Source organism: Polaribacter sp. AHE13PA (genome assembly GCF_019278505.1).
Lineage (GTDB): Bacteria > Bacteroidota > Bacteroidia > Flavobacteriales > Flavobacteriaceae > Polaribacter.
On record NZ_CP058985.1, the window covers coordinates 847,654 to 870,721 of the forward strand.

Below are 23,068 nucleotides of genomic sequence, written 5' to 3' on the forward strand. Positions count from 1 at the left end.
CTTCTTTAATTAAGAATAAGAGGTTAAAAAAATAATTTTGATGACAAAAAAAACTGTTTTTTTAGGAAATAATAAGGCCGAGTTTAAAACGCAAGAGGTAAAAGGGGAAATGATCAACTTCGAAAATGAAGTATATTATAAAATTTCGAATAGTAATGAAATGAGACCTTTTTTTATGAGTATTGTTTCAGACTCTAATCATTGGATGTTTATTTCTAGTAATGGAGGTTTATCTGCTGGTAGAAAAAATAGTGAATACTCACTTTTTCCTTATTATACAGATGATAAAATTACAGAATCTGCAGATGTAACTGGTAGTAAATCTATTTTTCAAGTTTCAAAAAACGGGAATATATATTTATGGGAACCTTTTTCTCAAAGACAAATAGGGTTATATAAAACAAAACAAAACTTATATAAAAACAGTTTTGGAAATAAAGTTGTTTTCGAAGAAATTAATGAAGATTTAGGAGTTACTTTTAGATATCAATGGAGTTCTTCTGATAAATTTGGATTTGTAAAAAAATCAACTTTAATAAATAATTCTTCAGATAAAACAGTTGTTACGTTTTTAGATGGTTTACAGAATATTTTACCTTCGGATGTAGAAACAGACTTACAAAATTCTAGAAGTAATTTAGTAGATGCTTATAAAAAGAGCGAACTGCAAGTAGAAGCTGGTTTAGGTATTTATGCATTAAGTGCTATTATTGTTGATAAAGCAGAACCTAGTGAAGCTTTAAAAGCAAATATAGTTTGGTCTTTAGGTGTTAAGAATCCTACGTATTTGTTATCATCATTACAATTAGATAATTTTAGAAGAGGTATAGAATTACAGCAAGAGGTGGCAATTAAAGCCGAAAAAGGAGCTTATTTTATTAGTGCAGAGGTAACTTTAGAAGCAGATGAAACGAAAGAATGGATTTTTATAGCCAATGTGAATCAAACTATTGGAGATATTCAAAGAGTTTCTAAAGCAATAAAGGATGATGAAAAATTATCAGAAATTATTCATAAAGATATAGCATTAGGAACAAAAAAGTTAATTGATTTAACAGGTGCAGCAGATGGTTTGCAAGTATCTAATGATGCTTTGGTAAACACAAGACACTTTGCAAATACACTTTTCAATTTAATGAGAGGTGGTACTTTTGATGATGATTATAAAATTGAAAAAGATGACTTTATAAAATATATTGGTAAGGCAAATAAAAAAGTTTTAAAATTAAAAGAGGCTGTTCTAAATGAGTTACCAGAATTATTTACACTAGATACCATTATAGCTATTGCAGAGAAAGATGAAGATAAAAACTTTAAAAGACTTTGTTTCGAATATTTACCATTAAAATTTAGTAGAAGACATGGAGACCCAAGTAGACCTTGGAATAAGTTTTCTATCAACACAAAAAATGAAATTGACGGTTCTAAAGTTTTAGATTATGAAGGTAATTGGCGTGATATTTTTCAGAATTGGGAAACATTAGCACATTCATATCCAGAGTTTATAGAAAGCATGATTCATAAGTTTTTAAACGCCACAACTTTTGATGGTTACAATCCTTATAGAGTTACAAAAGATGGTTTCGATTGGGAAGTTATTGAAGAGAATGATCCTTGGTCTTATATTGGTTATTGGGGAGATCATCAAATTATTTACTTATTAAAATTCTTAGAATTTATAGAGAATCACTATCCAAATCAATTAGAAAAACGTTTTTCTGAAGCTGTTTTTGTATATGCAAATGTGCCTTATAGAATTAAAAAGTATGAGGACATTCTAAAAAATCCTAAAGATACTATTGATTTTGATTTTGAAGAGCAAGAAAATATAGAAAAAAGAAGAGAAAGATTAGGTGCTGATGGTGCTTTATTAAGGGATGAAAACTACTTTATTTATAAAGTAAATTTAATTGAAAAATTATTAGCTACAGTTTTAGCAAAAGTTTCTAATTTTATTCCTGAAGGTGGAATTTGGATGAATACTCAAAGGCCAGAATGGAATGATGCAAACAACGCTCTGGTAGGAAATGGTGTTTCTATGGTAACACTAAATTACTTGAATCGTTTTTTAAACTTCTTTGATAAAGTAGTTTCAAAATCAGATACTGAGCAATTTGAGATTTCATCAGAATTATCAACTTTCTTTAAAGAGGTAGTTGCTACGCTTAAAGAAAATAAAAATATTCTTGAAGGAAAAGTATCTGATAAGAATAGAAAAGTTGTTTTAGATGGATTGGGTTTTGCAGCAAGTACTTATAGAAGTACTGTTTATGAGGTTGGTTTTTCTAGTGATAAAACAATGCTATCTAAAGCAGGTCTTTTAGAATTTTTATCAGTTACAAAACAATATTTAGAGCATACTATAAAAGCGAATAAGCGTTCAGATAATTTATACCATTCTTATAATTTAATGACTATTGAAAATGATGCAGAAGTGTCTGTTTCTTATCTATCTGAAATGTTAGAAGGTCAAGTTGCTGTATTAAGTGCTGGGTATTTGGCACCAAAAGAAGCTTTAAAAGTTTTAGACGGAATGAAAGCTAGTGCGCTTTTTAGAGAAGATCAATACAGTTATATTTTATATCCAAATAAAGAATTACCAAGTTTTGATGAGAAAAACGTAATTCCGAAAGCTTCGGTAGACGGTTCTCAATTATTATCAAAATTAATTGCTGATAATAATACTCAAATTATCAATAAAGATGTTTTAGGTAACTATCATTTCAATGCCAACTTTAACAATGCAAATAGTTTAAAAGCAACTTTTGAAAGTTTACCAGAAGTATATGCCGATTTAGTAGAAAAAGAAGCTAATTTATTAGCTACTATTTTCGAAGAGGTTTTTAACCACAAGGCATTTACAGGTCGTTCTGGAACTTTCTTTGGTTATGAAGGTTTGGGGTCTATTTATTGGCACATGGTTTCTAAATTATTATTGGCAGTGCAAGAAAATTGTTTACTAGCCATAAAAAATAATGAAGATGAAGCTGTAATTGGTCAGTTATTAGATCATTATTATGAAATTCAGGCAGGAATTGGAGTGCATAAATCGCCTCAATTATACGGTGCTTTTCCTACAGATCCGTATTCTCATACACCAGCAGGAAAAGGTGCGCAACAACCAGGAATGACGGGGCAGGTAAAAGAAGATGTGTTAAGTAGAATAGGGGAATTGGGTGTTTTTGTTAAGGATGGAAAAATCAACTTTAATCCAAGATTATTAAAAGGAAGTGAGTTTGTAGAAACTGCTAAGGTTTTTAAATATAATGCAATTAATAAAGAACCAAAATCTATCAATTTAGAAAAAGGTACCCTTTGTTTTACCTATTGTCAGGTACCAATTATTTATAAAAATTTAGGAGGTGAAGGTGTTACAATCTTTTTTACAAATGCAGAAACAGTCACATCAGAAAGCTTAATTCTTAATGCGACTATTTCGAAAAAAATGTTTGAGAGAACAGGAGAAATAGATCGTATAGAAGTTGCTATTAAAAAATAATTTAAAGAAGTATTTAAAATTATAATGTATTACGCATCTGCAAGGTCTTTTTACTTTGTAGGTGTGTAACATTAGAAAAAAATATAGAAAGAATATGTTTAGTATCAAAAATAAAAGAGAAAATTATAAAGGAGAGAGTACTCAATCTGATTTTCTAAAGATTACTTGGTTACAATTTCTGGTTATGTCTATATTACTTACGAGTTGCTCACAAAAAAGTGCTTATCAAGAGTACGTATCAGATGTGTATCAAACATCTCAAGCTGGAGACAACCTAAAATTAATAGCAAGTGATGTCGCTAAGACAACTTCTTCTGAAGTAAAGAAAGTAAGAATAGAGCTTCTTCCTAATCAAGAATTTCAAAAGTATTACGGTTTTGGAGCTTCATTTACAGAGTCCTCTGCATGGAATTTAGCTACTATTCCGGTTGAATTACGTAAAAATGTTTTGACCAAACTTTTTAGTCCTACAGAAGGTGCAGGATTCACCCTTACACGAACGCACATTAATAGCAGTGATTATTCAAACACGCACTATACGTATATTGAAGAGGGAGATGAAGATCTTTCAACATTCAGTATTCAAGAAGATATGAAAGGGTTTTCTGGTGATGAAAATGATCAGGTACGTGGTATTGAATTGATAGATCCAAATTATGATCTTATCCCAATGATTTTAGAAGCATCTAGCATTCCTGGTGCAGATTTTAAAATTATTGCTTCGCCATGGAGTCCTCCATCATGGATGAAAACAGGAGAAACAGCTAAAATGACTAACGGAACCTTGCTTCCTAAATATTATGGTCTGTGGGCTAAATATTTATCAAAATATGTAAGTGCTTATAAAGAAAAAGGGATTACTCTTTGGGGGCTAACACCACAGAATGAGCCACTACATGCTCATGATGCAGCATGGGATAGTAATGGGTTTACTCCTGAACAAGGTAGAGACTTTTTAAGAGACCATCTTGGTCCTCAACTTGTAAAAGATGGCCATCTTAAACTTGATGATTTAGATGCTGGATTACGCGTATTGATTTATGATCATAATAAATCGACAATGAATGATTATGTTGCAGCAACCTACCGAGATCCTGAAGCATCTAAATATGCTTGGGGAACTGCTTTTCATTGGTATACAAATTCTGAATTAAAAGAAAATAACTGGTATGCGAATGAATTAGCTGAGTTAGAAAAAACTTGGCCTAATAAAGGGATGATTCATACGGAATCAAGTATAGATATTGATGCTAATGACCCGATTGGGCAATATTGGAGAGCAAGTACAGACTATGCAGGTACTTTTGTTCCTTTCGAGACGTATGCTTACGATATTATTACAGATTTAAATCATGGAACTCAAGGATACATTGAATGGTGTAGTATTCTTAGTAACAAAGGACAACCAAATCCTTACGACAACTTTAATAGTGCTCCGGTACTTATTAATCCTGTTACTGATGAGATAACATACACGCCACTTTATTACTTGCTTAGTCATTTTAGTAAGTTCATTCGCCCTGATGCACATAGAATAGGTGTAAAAGGAGAAGAGGTAGATGGATTGATATACACTGCTGCTAAAAATTCTGATGGTTCAATTGCTGTTGTTATTTTTAATAAAAATGAAGAAATTAAAGAAGTATCGATTGCATTAGAAACAAAGACTTTTATATCGAGAATTGCACCTAGATCTGTTCAAACTATTCATTTACGTAGTAAGTAAAGAAACCCGAAACATAAGATTAGCTTAAGTGCTATGTTTCATTACAAATATTAGACAATAAAGACATTCAAAGTTTCAGCTTTGGAGTATAAATAGCATTTAATCATCAAAAATATGAATTCAATTTTTAAAATATCTTTTGTAATTATTGTGTTAATTTCTGTTGTTAGTTGTAATTCTAAAACAGCAATTAAAAAAAAGGAACTTACTGCAGAGCATATTTTAGGAAATCCTGATTATTTAGCAATTTCTTATGGAGGTTATAGAGGAAAATCAAGAGAAGATAATCAGCCAACAATTCTTCAACTAAAAGAAGATTTAAAGTTGATGCACGCAATGGGGATTCGTATTTTAAGAACTTACAATGTTCAACCAGAATTACCACATGCAGCTAATGTTTTAGAAGCCATTCATCAACTTAAAAATGAAGATGCCAATTTTGAAATGTATGTAATGTTAGGTGCTTGGATAGATTGTTTAAATGCATGGACAGACAAAGAGCCAAATCATAATCTTGAAAGTCCAGAAAATGAAGGAGAAATAGCAAGAGCTGTAGCCTTGGCAAATAAATACCCAGACATTGTAAAAGTAATAGCTGTTGGTAATGAAGCAATGGTAAAATGGGCGGCAAGTTATTTTGTGCAACCGAATGTGATTTTAAAATGGGTAAATTACCTTCAGAATTTAAAGAAAAAGGGAGAGTTGTCTAAAGATGTTTGGATTACAAGTTCAGACGATTTTTCTTGTTGGGGTGGCGGAGATTCTTTGTATCACACTAAAGATTTAGAAGATTTAATAAAAGCGGTAGATTATATTTCAACACATACATATCCATATCATAATTCTCACCACAATTCAGAATTTTGGAAAGTACCCGATAATGAGTTTCATTTATCAGACAAAGATAAAATTGATGCAGCCATGTTAAGGTCTAAAAAATTTGCCATAAAGCAATATAATGCTGTAAAAAGCTATATGAAAAGTTTGGGAGTAAACAAACCTATTCATATTGGTGAAACAGGTTGGTCAACTATTTCTAACGGATATTATGGTGTAAACGGTTCTAGGGCTAGTGATGAATATAAGCAAGGATTGTATTACAATCATCTTAGAGAATGGACGAATAAAGAAGGTATTTCTTGTTTCTATTTTGAGGCTTTTGATGAACAATGGAAAGATGCGGAAAACCCAAATGGATCGGAAAATCACTTTGGATTGATCAACCTAAAAGGAGAAGCAAAATTCCCAATTTGGAATTTAGTAGACAAAGGTGTTTTTAACGGATTAACAAGAGGAGGAAAGTCAATTACAAAAACATATAATGGAAATAAAGAAGCATTAATGAATGATGTTTTGGTTCCGAATACAGAATATAATAGATAAAAATAATAAAAATGAAAACAAACTATTTTTTTTACACGCTATTTTTAGTAGTGATGATTAGTTGTAATCAAAAGGATAATAAATTATCTGTAGAGGTTTATGAAACTTCGGAAGCAGGGAATAAGTTAACCCAAATTACAGATTTTGTTGCTGTTGAAAATGCAGCTACCATAACACTAAATCCTAAAAAAACTTTTCAAACAATTACAGGTTTTGGTGGTGCATTTACAGAATCATCTGCTTATTTATTAAATAAATTGAGTCAGAAAAACAGAGATACCATTATTCAGGCTTATTTCTCAGAAGAAGGCGCAAATTACTCATTAACAAGAACACATATGAATTCGTGTGATTTTTCTTTAAGTCAGTATTCATATTCACCAGTAGCGGATGATGTAAAATTAGAGCATTTTACAATTAAAGATGATATGGATGATTTAATTCCGATGATAAAAGATGCCATGAACGCGTCTAAAGATGGATTTAAAATATTTGCTTCACCTTGGACAGCTGCTCCGTGGATGAAAGACAATAATGAGTGGGTTGGAGGAAAATTACTACCAAAATATTATGATACATGGGCATTATTTTTCTCTAAATACATAGATGCTTACGAGGCAGAAGGAATAGATATTTGGGGGTTTACAGTTGAAAATGAACCACACGGAAATGGGAATAACTGGGAGAGCATGCATTTTACGCCTAAAGAAATGACCGATTTTGTAGAGTTTCATTTAGGTCCAAAATTAGAAAAAGATGGGTATGGTGATAAAATTATTTTAGGTTATGACCAAAATAGAGAAGGTTTAAAAGAATGGGTTGATGAAATGTATAGAAGCGAAAGTTCATCAAAATATTTTGATGGAACTGCTATCCATTGGTATGAAAGTACGTATGAAATTTTTCCAGAAGCGTTACAATATGCGCATGATAAAGCACCAGAAAAATACTTAATTGAAACAGAAGGATGTATCGATTCTGAAATACCTGTTTGGCAAGATGATGCTTGGTATTGGAAAAAAGAAGCAACAGATTGGGGATATGACTGGAGAGAGCCAGAGAATAAATATTTACACCCAAAATATGCTCCTGTAAATAGATATACAAGAGACATTATTGGTTGCCTTAATAATTGGGTAGACGGTTGGGTAGATTGGAATATGGTTTTAGATACAAAAGGTGGTCCAAATTGGTTTGAGAATTGGTGTGTGGCTCCGGTAATTGTAGATCCAGAAAAAGATGAGGTGTATTTTACACCACTTTATTATACGATGGCTCATTTTAGCAAATACATTAGACCAGAAGCAAAAGTTATAGGGCTAGAAAATTCAGATAAAGATTTACAAGTTACAGCAGCACAAAATACTGATGGTTCTATAGCTGTGGTGGTTTTTAATGAAGGAAAAACAAAGAAAAGTTTTAAAATCTCTTTAGGAGAAAAAGAAACCCTTATTAATATTGATGCCCAAGCACTGCAAACTATTATGATTGCAACAAATTAAAAATATAACAATATGTCTACTTATAAAACGTCTTCTAAAGTTCCATTGAGCCAAAAAATAGCCTTTGGAGTTGGAATGCTTGCAAATCAAATGTTTCCAGCTGTAATTGGTATTTTTATAGTCGTTTTGGTAAAAGATTTAGGCTTTCCAGGATGGATGTGGGGAGTTATTTCTTTAGTTCCAAGAATTTTTGATGCTGTCACAGACCCTATTATGGGATATATTTCAGATAACACAAAATCTCGTTGGGGTAGACGAAGACAATATGTGTTTATTGGGGCAATTGTAATGGGAATTTCTTTTATAATTATGTGGCAATTGTTTAGAGAAAACTCGCTTGATTATAATTTTTGGTATTTCTTATTAACCTCATTTGCATTTTATTTAGGTCTTACCATTTTTAGTGTTCCTTATGTAGCTATGGGTTATGAAATGAGTGATGATTTTCATGAGAGAACAAGTATCATGGCAGTTGCACAATGGATTGGTCAATGGGCTTGGGTTATTGCACCTTGGTTCTGGGTTATTATGTATGATCCGGAATGGTATATAACTGCGGACGTTGCTGTAAGAGAATTGGCCGTTTGGGTAGGCGTTATTTTTGCAATTTGTGCAATGATACCAGCAATTTTTATTGAAAGTAAATCTACTGTAAATGAGAATTATGCCTCTTTAACATTAAAAAATATTGGAAAAAGTTTAAAAGAAATAGGAGATAACTTTGTGGAGGCTTTTAAGTCTAAACCTTTTAAGAAATTATGTTTTGCTACCTTTTTTGTTTTTAATGCATTTAATACTGTAGCAAGTTTTACCTTTTTTATTATTGTGTATTATCTTTTTAAAGGAGATGCCGCTGCCGCGGGAATTTGGCCAACGTTATTTGGTAGTATAGGTGCTTTAGTAACTACTTTTTTAGTAATTCCTATTGTGGCTAAAATGTCTAAGATGTTAGGGAAAAAACAAGCTTTTATGGTTTCTCAAGGGATTTCTGTAGTTGGTTATATTATGCTATGGTTTTTATTTATTCCTGGTAAACCTTATATGTTTCTATTTGCATTGCCTTTCTTTTCTTTTGGTATTGGTGGCTTATTTACATTAATGATGTCTATGACTGCAGATGTTATCGATCTAGATGAGTTAAATACAGGAAAACGTAGAGAAGGTGTTTTTGGTGCTATTTATTGGTGGATGGTTAAATTTGGATTTGGAATTGCAGGTGGTTTAAGTGGTGCAATTTTATCTGTAGTAGGTTTTGATTCTGCAGTTAATATTCAGACAGAAGAGGCACTTATTGGATTAAGATTATTCTTTTCAGGGTTTCCTATAGCAGGAACTCTTATTGCAATGTACATCATGAGAAATTATGACCTTTCTGAAAAACGTTCAGGTGAAATTAGAATAGAATTAGACAAACGTAAAGAAGACTAAATTAGAGAAATGGATGATGTTTAAGTTTCTATGGATAACAGTTAACAGGTTAAGAAAGGAAAATTAAAATATTAAGAAATAAGATAAGTTACTTTTTAAATTATTTTTTTAAACGCTATGAATATTAACTATTTATAGCGTTTTTTTTTGTAGAATCTATATTACATAAATAAAGGAGTTTAAGTTGATGTTTTAATGGTTATTGATGTCAAATTAGGGGTTGTAATAGTTATACTTTTTGTGTAGGATGGTGTAACAGGTTTTAATCCTTATTTTACTTTAAGAACATAAAGGGGATTCAAATTGCATAAAAGTAATTAAGATCTTGATAAATGAATTGTTTATTTTGTGTATAGTCGAAAGTTATCCGTTTTATTTTGGTTTAGAACAATCTCAAACAAAAATAGAACTCTAATTATGTTTCTTTAGCTATACATTACCAATACAAATAAATATATCTGTTTAATAATTAGTGATTTAAAGTGAGAAATAAAACGTTGTTAAGTACTTATTTCATTGATAAGTAAACTTAAAATCCATAATATTTTTTGGTTGTATGTTTTTTGCTGTAGTGTTTTATGTTAATATAGTATACAATAGGGTTAATATTGTTTTGTAAATTTAAAACACAAACAATTATGAAAAAAATTACTTTACTACTAGCCTTTTTAATTACTTCAATAGGCTTTTCACAACAACAAGAATATCATTTAGATTTTGAAGAAGGTACTCCGTCAGGATTAGCGTCTAATTGGTATACCTTTGATAACGAACCTGCTCCAGCAGAAATAGTAGACAATCCAAATTTAAATGGTGTAAATACTACCGCTTCTAAAGTAATGAAGGTTGTTATGGGACCTGGTAATGCTTTTTATGCAGGTGTTAATAATAAATGGGAAGACTCTAAATTTGGTACTTGGAAAATTGATATGAGTGTTGCAAATAACTTAACCTTAACTATGGATGTACATAAAAATTACGTAGGTACTGTAGGTATTAAAATGGGAACAAATAGTGCAGGAACATCATTTCAAATTACAGACCAAAATGTTGGTAATTCAGTTGTAAATGAATGGCAAACTTTAACATTCGATCTTTCTGGTATAAATCCTAATGGCGATTTATCAAATATTAGTCAAATGGTTGTTTTTGTAGATTGGAGGCAAGATATGGCTGATAGAGCAGAAGGTAATACCATTTATATTGATAATATAAAATTTAATGCAGAAAAATTAACAGATGCACCAGCAGCTCCTGTTGCAGGTACTGCTTCGTTACCATTAGATTTTGAAAGCGAAATAACTTGGTCAGATTTTGATGGAGGAGTTGTATCAACAGAAACAAACCCTTATAACAATGCAGACAATACTTCTGCTAAAGTTGGTAAGATGGTAAAATTTGAAGGTAAAACTTGGGGAGGAAGTGCGTTAACCTTAAGTTCTGCAATGGATTTTGCTAATAATGATACTTTTACAATGAAAGTATATTCACCAAGAGTAGGAGCAAAAGTATTATTAAAAGTAGAAAATTCTGGAGATGCAGGAATTAATTATAGTAAAGAAGTTCTAACAACAATTGCTAATGGATGGGAAACTTTAACTTTTGATTATGCAGCAATAAGTAAAACGGCATCTTATGAAAAATTAGTTATTATTTTTGACAATGACATAATGGGAGATGGAAGCGCAAATTATACTTTTTATATAGATGATATTACGTTGTCTTCTTCAGGCGTTGTACTACCTACAGTAGCATTACCTCTAGATTTTGAAAGTGCAACAACATGGACCAATTTTGACGGAGGAGTTGTAACCACAGAAACAAACCCTTATAACAATGCAGACAATTCTTCTGCAAATGTTGGTAAAATGGTGAAAAATGCAGGTCAACCTTGGGGGGGAAGTGTCGTCAAATTAAGTTCAGCAATGGATTTTGCAGCGAATGATACTTTTACAATGAAAGTATATTCTCCAAGAGCAAACGCTAAAGTATTATTAAAAGTAGAAAATTCAGCAAGTCCAGCTACTAGTTTCGAGAAAGAAGTAACCATATCTACAGCAAATGCATGGGAAACAATTACGTTCGATTATTCAGCAATTCCAAGCGGATCTTATGACAGTGTTGTTTTAATTTTCGATTTAGGAACCATGGGAGATGGAAGTGCAAACAATACCTTTTATATTGATGATGTTGTTTTATTTAATTCTGCAACAGCAGATGTAAAAGATAATGAATTAATAAAAATTTCGATGTTTCCTAACCCTACTACAAGTAGATTAAACATTTCAGCTCAAAACCCTATTAAAAGTGCCGTTATCTATAATTTATTGGGTAAACAAATAATGAATTTGGAAATCAATAAAAATAACGAATCTATTGATGTTTCTAATTTATCCTCTGGAATTTACTTAATTAAGTATTCTATAAATAACGTATTTGCAACAGCAAAATTTATTAAAGAATAATTAATATTTTTATTTAACTTAAAAAGGATACTATTTTAGTATCCTTTTTTTTGTCCATTATATAAAATAATTTATAAAAGTTTAACAAAACGTCTGAATGACTAACTTTTTACATAAAAAAATCCTATATTTTTTATATAATTTAGTTCTAATGAAGATTTGTATTTTTGCTTTTCAATATCATTATAAATAACGATAATTATTTATAATAATATTGAGTAAGTTACCCTCGGCTTTAAAATTATAAATCAATTTAGAATGGATATTGTTATTATTGAAGATGAAGATTTGGCAGCAGCATCTTTAGAAAAGTTATTATTAAAAAGTAATTATCCGATACGTATTAAAAAACGATTAGAAAGTGTTGCACAATCTATAGAATGGTTTAAAAATAACAGTTGCGATTTAATTTTAAGTGATATCCATCTAGGAGATGGAGAAAGTTTTGAGATTTTTGAAAATTTAAAAATTAAAATTCCTATTATTTTTACAACCGCCTTTAATCAATATGCAATACAATCGTTTCAGTTTTTTGCCATTGATTATTTATTAAAACCTTACGATAAAGACAAATTAAATAATGCTTTAGAAAAATACACCAACTATACAGCAAAACCAGTTACTGATTATAGTGATTTAGAAAATTTGTTATCTCATTTAAACACTTCTAAAGAAAGTAAAACAAATCAAAAAAGATTTTTAGTTTCTAGAGGAGAAAAATTAATTTCGATTAGCGATCGTGAGATAGCCTATTTTATGGCAGAAAATAAATCACTTTTTTTATTTACTACTAAAGGAGAAAGTTATTTGTATGACGATACTATATTGAATTTAGATTTAAAATTATCTAAAAAGGATTTTTTTAAAATAAATAGAAAATTCATTGTAAGACATAGTGCTATAAAAACAATTATAAAATACAGTCAGAATCGATTAAAAATAGAATTAGAACCTTTTTCTAAAGGCAACGATTTTATTTTAATTAGTTCTAAAAATGTTCGAGAGTTTAAAGAATGGTTAAATAATTAATATGCGATCATCTAAATTTAGTACCCGATTAAAAAAGAATCAGCAATATTTGTATATCAGTTTATTGTTGATCGCTATTTTTTTTGTTGGTAATTCGTTAATCACTCCTAAAATTACATCAGTAACAGAAGAATTAATTCAAGATATAATTCAGGGGAATTTAAAATCTAAAGAGAATATTGTTGCATTCGAATTTAATCAACTGAATAATTCTTTTAAAAATTCACAAAAAATCTTACAAAATTTAGAAAACAACTCTTTCGAGTTTGTAAAGGAGAAATTACTTTTTACTTCAGATTTAGCCTTAGAGCATCACAGTATTCATAATAGTTTTGTGTCTATAATAAGCTCTAATGATGTAAATGAAAATTATTTTTCTAATAAGAAAGATAGCTTGTATCAAAAAGAAATAAAAGCATTACTAAAAGAGATTCAATTTATAAATAAAGATGTTTTAATTGATACAATTCTAACTAAGAAAGGTAACGTAATTAATAGAAAAATATATGCAAAAAAATTGCGAAACAATAAGATTGTTTATACAGGGTACGATGTAGATTTAATCTCATTATGGAGTTATTTTTCTGAAACTTATAAAGGAGACGGAGGTTATACGGTAGTTGCCAATAAAGACGGTATTTGTATGCTACATCCCGATACAAAATACATCGGTAAAAAAATAGACATGTATTTTAATACCATTTCTGTTGAACAAATTTTAAAAAGTTCCCTTAAAATTAATGGATATTATGTGCCTGATAATGTCAATTCGTTAAAAGATAAAGCAATATCAGAATTTCTTGGGTTGGAAGTTTTACGTTATTTTGATACCATAATGACTGGAAATTCACCTTTAATAGTCGTTATTAGTTTTCCTATAGATATTCATTTAAAAGAAACCACAAAAAATATACAAGGGTATTTCTCTTGGATTAGTTTTTTAGCTTTTTCTACATTTATGTTAATCTTATTGGTTTCTAGATTACAGTTAAAAAAAGAATATGTAGAGAATATAAAGGTTGTAGAAGAAAAAGAACATTTAATAAATAGCAACGAGAAGTATCAAAAAGAAAATGCTATTCTGCAATTAAATCAACTTAAGAAAAAAATAAATCCACATTTTTTATTCAATAGTTTAAATTCTTTGCATGTTTTAATTGATTTAAATCCAGATTTATCTCAGCAATTTGTATTAAAACTTGCTGATGTATATCGATACCTTTTAGAAGAGCGTGAAGGAAATTTAATTTCTGTGAAAAAGGAAATTACTTTTTTAGAACAGTATGTCTTTTTGCAAGAAATTAGATTTAATAAAAGCTTAAGTGTATCCATCGTTAATAATTGTGATGCTGAAATTTTGGGAAGAAAGATTCCGTTTCTGTCTTTAGAAACCTTGGTAGAAAATGCAATAAAACATAATGAAATCACTAAAATAAAGCCTTTAATTATAGAGATTATTATTGATAAAGATTTTATTACTGTAAAAAATAATTTTACACCAAGAAAGCATAAAGCTAAAGATAGCCATCATATTGGGTTGAATTATTTAGAGAATACCTACCAATATTATCAAATTGCTACCTTTAAAACAGGTGTTGTAGACGGTAAATTTGTCTGCACATTGCCTTATATAACCTAAAGATAGTATTTCACTCCGTTTTTTATAGAGTTCACTCTATTCTGTTTTGCTAAGTTGTTGATATCATGCAAATTTGATGTTTTAACACTATTATTTATGAAAACATCCTCTTTTAAAGGTGCTTTATTGGTTCCATTTTTAATGACTTCTCTTTTGATATTTACCTCTTTATCTGGTTTTTCTCAAGATAAAAAGGAAACAGCTAAAGACGAAAAAAAAGATTCTATAAAATCTACTGATGATAAAAAACTTTCCTATCAAAAGTTTTTAAAAGAAGGGAATATTAAAAAGGGGTTATTTAATGTATACACTATAAAAGAAGATTATTATTTCGAAATTCCAGATTCGTTATTGTCTCGAGATTTATTAATTGTAAACAAGGTATCTAGTGTTCCTTATGCTTTAAACGGACATGGTTTAAATAAAGGAATGACTTTTGAAACCAAGCTTATTCGGTTTTATAAAGATACTATTCTAAACAAGGTTTGGGTTAAAACGGTGAATCCAAGAGTTCAATCTCCAGAAAATGATGCAATTACTTTATCTGTAAAAGATAATTTTGGTGAGTCTATTATAGAAGAGTTTAAAATAGAAGCAAAAAATACAGATTCTACATCCGTATTTATTAAAGTAAATAAAATATTTAACGGTAAAGAACAGAGTTTTAGTGATTTGTTAACCAATATAGGTTTGGGCGGTAGTTTAAAAACAAACTTATCTATTTTAGAAACAATTAAATCTTTCCCTAAAAATATTGTTGTAAAATCTTTATTAACTACTTCTGTTAAAGAGGGCGGAAGTGCAGCTTTACCTTTAACAATTGGAGTTACTACTAATATTGTTTTATTGCCAACAGATGTAATGAAACCTCGTTTTTCAGACAAACGTATTGGGTATTTTGATAAACCAATGGATTATTTTTCTGATGATCAACAAGAAGTTGAGTCTAGAGGAATGATTACAAGATGGAGGTTAGAGCCTAAAGAGGAAGATGTAGAAAAATATAAACAAGGAGAATTGGTACAGCCCAAAGAACAAATAATTTATTATTTAGATCCTGCTACGCCAAAACAATGGAGACCTTTTATAGAACAAGGTGTGTATGATTGGAATGTTGCTTTTGAAGCTGCTGGATTTAAGAATGTGCTAAAAGTGAAGTTTCCTTCGGATGAGGACAGGAATTTTGATGCAGATGATGTTCGCTATTCTGTAATTACGTATGCAGCATCAGAAAAACAAAATGCTATGGGACCTTCTGTAGTAGATCCTAGAAGTGGACAAATATTAGAATCGGATATTATTTGGTGGCATAATTTAATGAAAGGATTGCATTCTTGGATTCGTGTACAAACCGGACCAATTGATCCAAAAGCAAGACCTAATAAATTTTCTGAACAACATATGGGAGAGGCAATTCGTTTTGTTTCATCACATGAAGTTGGTCATACCTTCGGATTAAAACATAATATGGGCGCATCATTTAGCTACCCAGTAGATTCTTTAAGATCTAAAACGTTTACCGCTAAAATGGGCGGAACAGCTCCTTCTATTATGGATTATGCTCGTTTTAATTATGTAGCGCAACCAGAAGATGAAATTACAGATATTACGCCTAAAATTGGTGTTTATGATAAATATGCAATTGATTGGGGATATCGTTGGATTGAAAATACATCTGCTCATGAAGAACTTCCGGTTTTAAACCAATGGATTCGTAAACATGAAAATGATCCTTTATATTTTTATGGACCGCAACAAGCTCAAGTGATTGACCCAAGATCTCAAAGTGAAGATTTAGGTGATAATGCTGTAAAAGCGAGTGAATACGGATTGAAGAACTTAAAAAGAATATTGCCAAATATTTTAGATTGGACAGCAGCAGAAGGACAAGATTATTACAAAGCTTCAAAATTATACAAAGCGGTAATAGACCAATGGGGAACCTATAATGGTCATGTAATGGCAAATATTGGTGGCGTTTATGTAAACAATACGGTTTATGGAGATGGCAAAAATACTTTTGAACCAGTATCTGCTAAAAGGCAAAAAGAGGCATTGAGTTATATCATAAAAAATGCTGTTTTACCTCAAAAATGGTTATTTATGCCAAAAATTATCAATAAGGTTTTTGCAGTAAGAGATGCGCCAGATGGAGAACGCTTTTATTCGCCTGTTTCTATGTTACGCATTCATCAAACCAATGCAATTTATGCGCTGATAAAAACAGATAGATTGATGAGGATAACAGAGAATAAGGTTTTATCAAAAGACAATAAAGACGTATTTACAGAACAATATTTATTTGATAAATTATTTGAAGCCATTTTTAAGAAAACAGAAAAAGGAAAGTCTTTAGATATGTTTGATAGAATTACTCAGAAAAATTATGTGGATGTATTAACTGTAGATCGAAATAAATTATTAGAAAAAACGAAAGAAAACACCATTTCAGAAGATGCTAATACCTTTAAAAATGTACACTTTTCTTACCTACCAAGAGTAGCAGATATAGGTACCAATAAAAGAGCTGCATTAGAAAAAATATTAAAGCTTTTAAAGAAAAAAGAACATAGAGGAGATAGAGCTACTCAAGCACATTATAGTGACTTAATAGCAAGAATTGAATATAATTTGAAAAACTAAATCATGAATAAATTAATATACATATTAATTTTTATTCCGAGTTTACTTTTTGCTCAGCAAGAAAAAGTAATTAAGGGAAAAGTTATGGATGCCGCCTTCCAAATGCCTATTGTTGGTGCATCGGTCTACGCGTCATCGGCAATAATAGGAAATGAAACGAATACCAAAGGAGTTATACAAGGTACCATGTTAGGTACTACCACAAATTTTGATGGTGAGTTTTCTTTAAAAGTAGAAGCAGACATTAAATACATTTTGATTTCTTATATCGGCTATGAAACAGAAAAAATAGATATCTCTAAGGTTACTTCAAACCTAACAGTTGTTTTAAAGGAAAGTGCAGAAAGTTTAGATGAAATTATTGTTACGGGATATCAAAAAATTGAAAAACGTAAAATAACATCTGCTTACGCAAAAGTAGAAATGACAGATATTAATCAGGCAGGTGTTTCTAGTGTAGATCAAATGTTGGTTGGTCAATTATCTGGTGTTGCCATTCAACCAATAAGTGGTGCTCCAGGAGCTCCTTCAAAAATATCTATTAGAGGAGCCGCTACTTTAAATGGCTCTTCAGATCCATTATGGGTGTTAGATGGTATTCCGTTAGACGGAAATGATATTCCACAAGATTTTAGAGACAAAGACAATATCGATAATTTACAATCGTATCCAATTGCAGGTTTAAATCCAGAAGATATAGAAAGTATTACTGTTTTAAAAGATGCTTCTGCAACGTCTATTTACGGAGCAAGAGCTGCCAATGGGGTAATTGTTATCACCAGTAAAAATGGTAAAAAGGGTGCAATGCGTATCAATGTAAACGCGAATGTATTTGTAACTCAAAAACCAGATTTTAGTAAGTTGAATTTAATGAACTCTTCTGAAAAAGTAGATTTCGAATTACTATTGGCAAGTAGACCAGATTTAAAATATCAACAAGATAGAGGAGGAGTTGCTAGAATTTTAAATAATTATGGCGAGTATAATAATTTTAGAGATAATGGTTTTGCTAGTATTTCTAGTGCCGCTCAAAATGACATCAATAATTTAAAAAACATCAATACTAATTGGGGAGACGAGCTATATCAAATGGCAGTAAACCAACAATATGGTGTCAGTATTTCTGGAGGAACAGAGAATAATGATTACTATTTTTCTACAGGAATTTTTGATGAAACAGGAGCTACTAAAAGTACCGGTCAGAAACGATTTAATATTACGTTAAAAGATAATTTTAATATAAATGATAAATTAAAAGTAGGTGTGGCGTTGTTTGGTAGTCAAACAATAACATCATCTTATATTACTGGTGCAGATGCGTATACAAATCCGTCTAACTATTCTAGAAATGCCAATCCATATTTAGAAATAAAAGATGCAGATGGAAATTATGTTTATGATCCAGATTTGGTAGAAAGATCAGACTTAAATCTAAATTATAATATTTTAGAAGAACGAGAAAATACCAATTATGAGTTAGTAGCGAGTTCATTAAAAGCCATTTTTGACGCAGGTTATAAAGTAAATGAAGAGATTCATTTTAATACTCAGTTAGGTTTACAATTAGATTTTGATAAGACGGAAAAATATAGTGGTGAAGAAAGTTACTATACTCGTAAATATGAGCAAAGATCTCAATATGCATCATCTACAGGTACTTCGTATTATATGCCTAAAGGCGGAATTATTCAGAATTGGAATGCAGATGTTTTTCAATATAACTGGAAAACGACAGCGAATTACAACACTTCTTTTAACGATGTGCATGAATTAGATGTTATGTTGGGGACAGAATTTAGAAGAAATAAGAGAACCCAAATTCATACCAAAGGTTTTGGCTATAATAGCAATACTTTAACTTCTATTGCTATTACAGATGAACGTTCATTAACAAATTCTTTGTTTGATCCTTATCAAAAAACGTATAGTGAAAATGCGTATGCTTCTTTTTTCGGAACAGCTTCTTACACGTATGATCAAAAATATACCGCTTTTACGAGTTTAAGATATGATGGCTCTAACTTATTTGGAGTAAATCCTAAATATAGATACTTACCTATTTGGTCTTTTGCAGGTTCTTGGAATGTGTATAAAGAAGACTTTATGTATGATTTAGATTTTGTAAGCGATTTAAAACTAAGAGCATCGTACGGAGTACAAGGAAATATAGATAAAACAACATCTCCTTTTGTGGTTGGAGAATATTATACATCTTCTATTTTACCAGGTGTTAGTGAAGAAACTATTAGAGCTTTAAATGCGCCTAATGCAGATTTAAGATGGGAAAAAACAGTCTCCTCTAACATTGGTTTGGATCTTGGATTGTTTAATAATAAAATCTATATATCCGGAGATTATTATGCCAGAAAAAGTACCGATTTAATTGGTTTAAGATCTGTGCCTTTAGAGAGTGGCTATAATTTTATCAATACCAATTGGGCAACTGTAAGTAATAAAGGATTTGAACTTTCTATCAATACCACAAATATTGATACACCTAATTTTAAATGGACAAGTGGATTTAATATTTCTCACAATAAAAGTATTGTTGATAATATAGAAATTAGAGAAGAAGACTTTAAACCTTCCTTAAAAGGATATAGTGTAAATGCCATTTTTGCAATTAAAACAGCAGGTTTAGATAGCAACGGATTGCCTTTGTTTTGGAAAGATGGTAAAAAAGTGTCTGCAGTAGATTTTTATAATTTAGAAGAAGGCACAAATGGAAACCAATTAACAAGAGAAGAACATAGAAACTTATACTCTTATGTAGGCGATGGAACTCCTAAATTTAGCGGAGGATTTAGAAATAGTTTTAAACACAAACAGTTTGATTTACGTGTATTAACTAATTTTAATATTAAGCAAACCGTAAAAGCAGCACCAAGTTACAATCTTGCTTTGGCGCAACCAGGAAATAATTACAATACAGATATTTTAAAAGCAGGTACAGGTAATTATCCTGCGTTAATAGGATTAACATCACCTGGTTTCGATACCGATTTAGTGTACACTTGGTTTAACTCTTCAGATGATGGGCAAACTTATAATGATCTAGATATTTGGGTTAAAGATATTTCTTACATCCGCGTAAGCAGTATTAAACTTAGTTATGCCATACCAACAGAGAAATTAAAAAAGTTAAAAATATCAAGTTTAAATTTCAATCTAGAAGGACGTAATTTATTTGTTTTCGGTACAGATTACAACGGATTCTTTGATCCAGAAACCTATGGAAGTTTGTATGCACAACCGATTCCTAGAATTATTTCAGCAGGATTTAATCTTTCTTTTTAAAAAAGAGTTTATGAAAAAAATAATATACAGCATCTTTATAACCTTAAGTTTTATCTCTTGTGATAAGTACTTAGATATAGAAACAGTAGGACAAGTTATACCTAAATCTGTAGAAGAATATAGAAGTTTTTTAACTTCTGCATATTCAATTACAAAAGAATCTAAAGTATTAACAACGTACAGAACTGATGAATTGGCTTTAAGTGCAGATGCATTGGGTGTAGAACAATATGAGGATCTTTTTATCTGGAATGACGTAAACCCAAGTCCTTTAACAAGTGTTTTTCCGTATGCGAGTTTATACAATACTATTTTTTATACCAATCACATAATAAATAGTGAAGCAACTATTGAAGGAAATCAATCAGATAAAGAGCAATTGTTAGGAGAAGCGTATGCTTTAAGAGCAATGCAATACTTCGAGTTGATCAATTTATATGCGAAACCTTACAATAAATCAACAGCAAATACTGATGCTGGTGTGCCAATTACTTTAGAATATGATGCCGAAAAAGAGTTTTTATTACAAACTGTTGAAGATGTGTATGCCTTAATTTTAAGCGATCTTACCATGGCAGAATCTCTAATTAATATCCAAAAACAAGAGGTCGGTTATAACTATAGATTTTCTATGATCGCTGTAAAAGCTTTTAAATCTAGAGTTTATTTATACCAACAAGATTGGCAGAAAACGATTGATTTGGCAAATGAAGCTTTGGCAATCAATGCAGAAATTCAAAATTTAAATTTAGACACTTCTATAATGCCATCAGAATATAACGCTGTAGAATCTATTTTGGCATTAGAAACAGTTGCTTCTTTTGATCTGGTTAACAATACAACTATTTCTAAGACTTTAATTGATTCTTATAATCAAACAGCAGATGTCCGTTTTTCGCTTTATTTTAAAGAAAATACAGACGGAAGTTTCAGTTCTAATAAAAGTGCAGAAACTAAATTTAAGGTTTCTTATAGAACAGCAGAATTACATTTAACCATTGCAGAATGTTTGGCAGCATTAAATGAAGACCTTTTGGCAAAAGAGAAGTTAATATCATTTGCAGAAAATAGATATACAACCGATGGTTTTACTGCTTATAAAGCAAACGTAAATTCATTAAATAGTAACGACCTAAAAGCAGAAATCTTAGAAGAACGTAGAAGAGAATTTGCAATTGAAGGGCAAAGGTGGAATGATTTAAGAAGAACTACCCAACCTAAATTAACTAAGATTTTTGACGGAGTAATCTACACATTAGAGAATAATGACGACAGATATGTCATTCCTTTTCCTAATGATGCAACTATTAATAACCCTAATTTATAAATAATAAACCGTTGTAACCTGTTGTTATCTTATAGGTTACAATTTCAACAAAAAGATAAAAACAACCCAATTAAATATTTTAAATTATGAAGAAAATTTTTTCTATTCTTAGTGTTTTTTTAGCCTTAGCTATAACTACTGTTTCATGTTCTAGTGATGATGATGCGCCAATTTTATCATCTTTGGCAACCATTACAGATTTTACAATTGCTATTGATGGCGTAAATGCTGATGATATTGTTTACGATTTAGGAACTGATATTATTGTAACTGTCCCTTTCGGAACAAATTTAACAGCAGTTGTACCTACTATTACAGTTTCAGAAAATGCAACGATCTCTCCAAATTCAGATACAGAAATTACTTTTGTAGACGGAGTAGCAAAAACTTTTGTAGTAACTGCAGAAGATGAAGTAACTACTAAAAACTATACTGTAACCGTTAATGTTCGTGGTGAAGTTGGTAGTGGATCTCAATTAGAAACAACAGTTTTTACGGAAGATTATGTTTTTTTTGCAGCAAGCACAACTACTACTTATGAGTATGATGATAATTTTGGATTTGTAAATAAAATCTCTATAGATGAAGGATTCGGAGCTTCTGTTTTTACCTTAGTTTATGATGATAAAAACCAAGTTATTGAAAAAACAAGTGACGCAACAAGTACGGTTTATTCTTATGAAAATGGTCAAATTGTAAAAGGTGAATACAAAGAAGACGATGTGTTAGTTTATACTTATATCTATACCTATAATACATCTGGAAACTTAATTAAAGAAGAAAGAACAAATCATGAAGGTAATGATGCTTTAGTAGATGATATTACTACTTTTGAATATGACGCTAATGGTAATGTTATAAAAACGAACAGAGGAACAGCTCAAACAAATCCTTCTGAAGCAACTTATGACACAAAAAACAATCCTTTTAAAGGAATTTATCCAGCTGCATATGCTGCAATTAATGTTGGTTTTGATGCTGTAAATACAAACAATCCTCTTACTCGTGATACTGCAGATGCTAATGTTTCTTATGTATATAATACAGATGATTATCCTTTAGAATCTTCTTATACTAATAGTGAATTTGGCTTAACGGTACTTAGAACATTTACATATTACGCTAACTAA

12 protein-coding genes are annotated in these 23,068 nt (G+C 30.5%); all 12 read left to right on the forward strand.

The window, feature by feature from the left end:
* Positions 1 to 40 precede the first annotated feature (40 nt).
* The 12 genes from H0I28_RS03655 (at position 41) to H0I28_RS03710 (ending at position 23,068) form a co-directional block, all read left to right on the forward strand.
* Entirely contained in the window at positions 41 to 3,499 is a 3,459-nt protein-coding gene (locus H0I28_RS03655) for a hypothetical protein (protein ID WP_218760536.1), read from the forward strand.
* Positions 3,500 to 3,593: 94 nt separating this feature from the next.
* Positions 3,594 to 5,225, forward strand: coding sequence for a glycoside hydrolase family 30 beta sandwich domain-containing protein (locus H0I28_RS03660; protein ID WP_218760537.1), 1,632 nt, complete (start codon positions 3,594 to 3,596; stop codon positions 5,223 to 5,225).
* Between the two features lie 114 nt (positions 5,226 to 5,339).
* Positions 5,340 to 6,608 (forward strand): glycosyl hydrolase family 17, encoded by a 1,269-nt coding sequence (locus H0I28_RS03665; RefSeq protein ID WP_218760538.1) that lies wholly within the window; start codon positions 5,340 to 5,342, stop codon positions 6,606 to 6,608.
* 11 nt (positions 6,609 to 6,619) lie between these two features.
* Positions 6,620 to 8,110 carry a glycoside hydrolase family 30 beta sandwich domain-containing protein gene (locus tag H0I28_RS03670; protein WP_218760539.1) on the forward strand — a complete coding sequence of 497 codons (1,491 nt, stop codon included), beginning with the start codon at positions 6,620 to 6,622 and terminating at the stop codon, positions 8,108 to 8,110.
* Positions 8,111 to 8,122: 12 nt separating this feature from the next.
* Positions 8,123 to 9,538 carry an MFS transporter gene (locus H0I28_RS03675; RefSeq protein WP_218760540.1) on the forward strand — a complete coding sequence of 472 codons (1,416 nt, stop codon included), beginning with the start codon at positions 8,123 to 8,125 and terminating at the stop codon, positions 9,536 to 9,538.
* 638 nt (positions 9,539 to 10,176) lie between these two features.
* A complete protein-coding gene (locus H0I28_RS03680) occupies positions 10,177 to 12,003 on the forward strand; it encodes a T9SS type A sorting domain-containing protein (protein WP_218760541.1) in 1,827 nt (608 codons plus the stop codon).
* Positions 12,004 to 12,261: 258 nt separating this feature from the next.
* The gene (locus tag H0I28_RS03685; protein ID WP_218760543.1) at positions 12,262 to 13,032 is read left to right on the forward strand and encodes a LytTR family DNA-binding domain-containing protein; all 771 of its coding nucleotides are present in this window, start codon (positions 12,262 to 12,264) and stop codon (positions 13,030 to 13,032) included.
* A gap of 1 nt (position 13,033) precedes the next feature.
* On the forward strand, positions 13,034 to 14,671 hold the full coding sequence (locus tag H0I28_RS03690) for a histidine kinase (RefSeq protein WP_218760544.1): 1,638 nt from the start codon (positions 13,034 to 13,036) through the stop codon (positions 14,669 to 14,671).
* 96 nt (positions 14,672 to 14,767) lie between these two features.
* Entirely contained in the window at positions 14,768 to 17,314 is a 2,547-nt protein-coding gene (locus H0I28_RS03695; RefSeq protein WP_218760545.1) for a zinc-dependent metalloprotease, read from the forward strand.
* Positions 17,315 to 17,317: 3 nt separating this feature from the next.
* Positions 17,318 to 20,611 (forward strand): SusC/RagA family TonB-linked outer membrane protein, encoded by a 3,294-nt coding sequence (locus H0I28_RS03700; protein ID WP_218760547.1) that lies wholly within the window; start codon positions 17,318 to 17,320, stop codon positions 20,609 to 20,611.
* A gap of 10 nt (positions 20,612 to 20,621) precedes the next feature.
* Positions 20,622 to 21,938 (forward strand): RagB/SusD family nutrient uptake outer membrane protein, encoded by a 1,317-nt coding sequence (locus tag H0I28_RS03705; protein WP_218760549.1) that lies wholly within the window; start codon positions 20,622 to 20,624, stop codon positions 21,936 to 21,938.
* Positions 21,939 to 22,024: 86 nt separating this feature from the next.
* Entirely contained in the window at positions 22,025 to 23,068 is a 1,044-nt protein-coding gene (locus H0I28_RS03710) for a DUF5018 domain-containing protein (protein ID WP_218760550.1), read from the forward strand.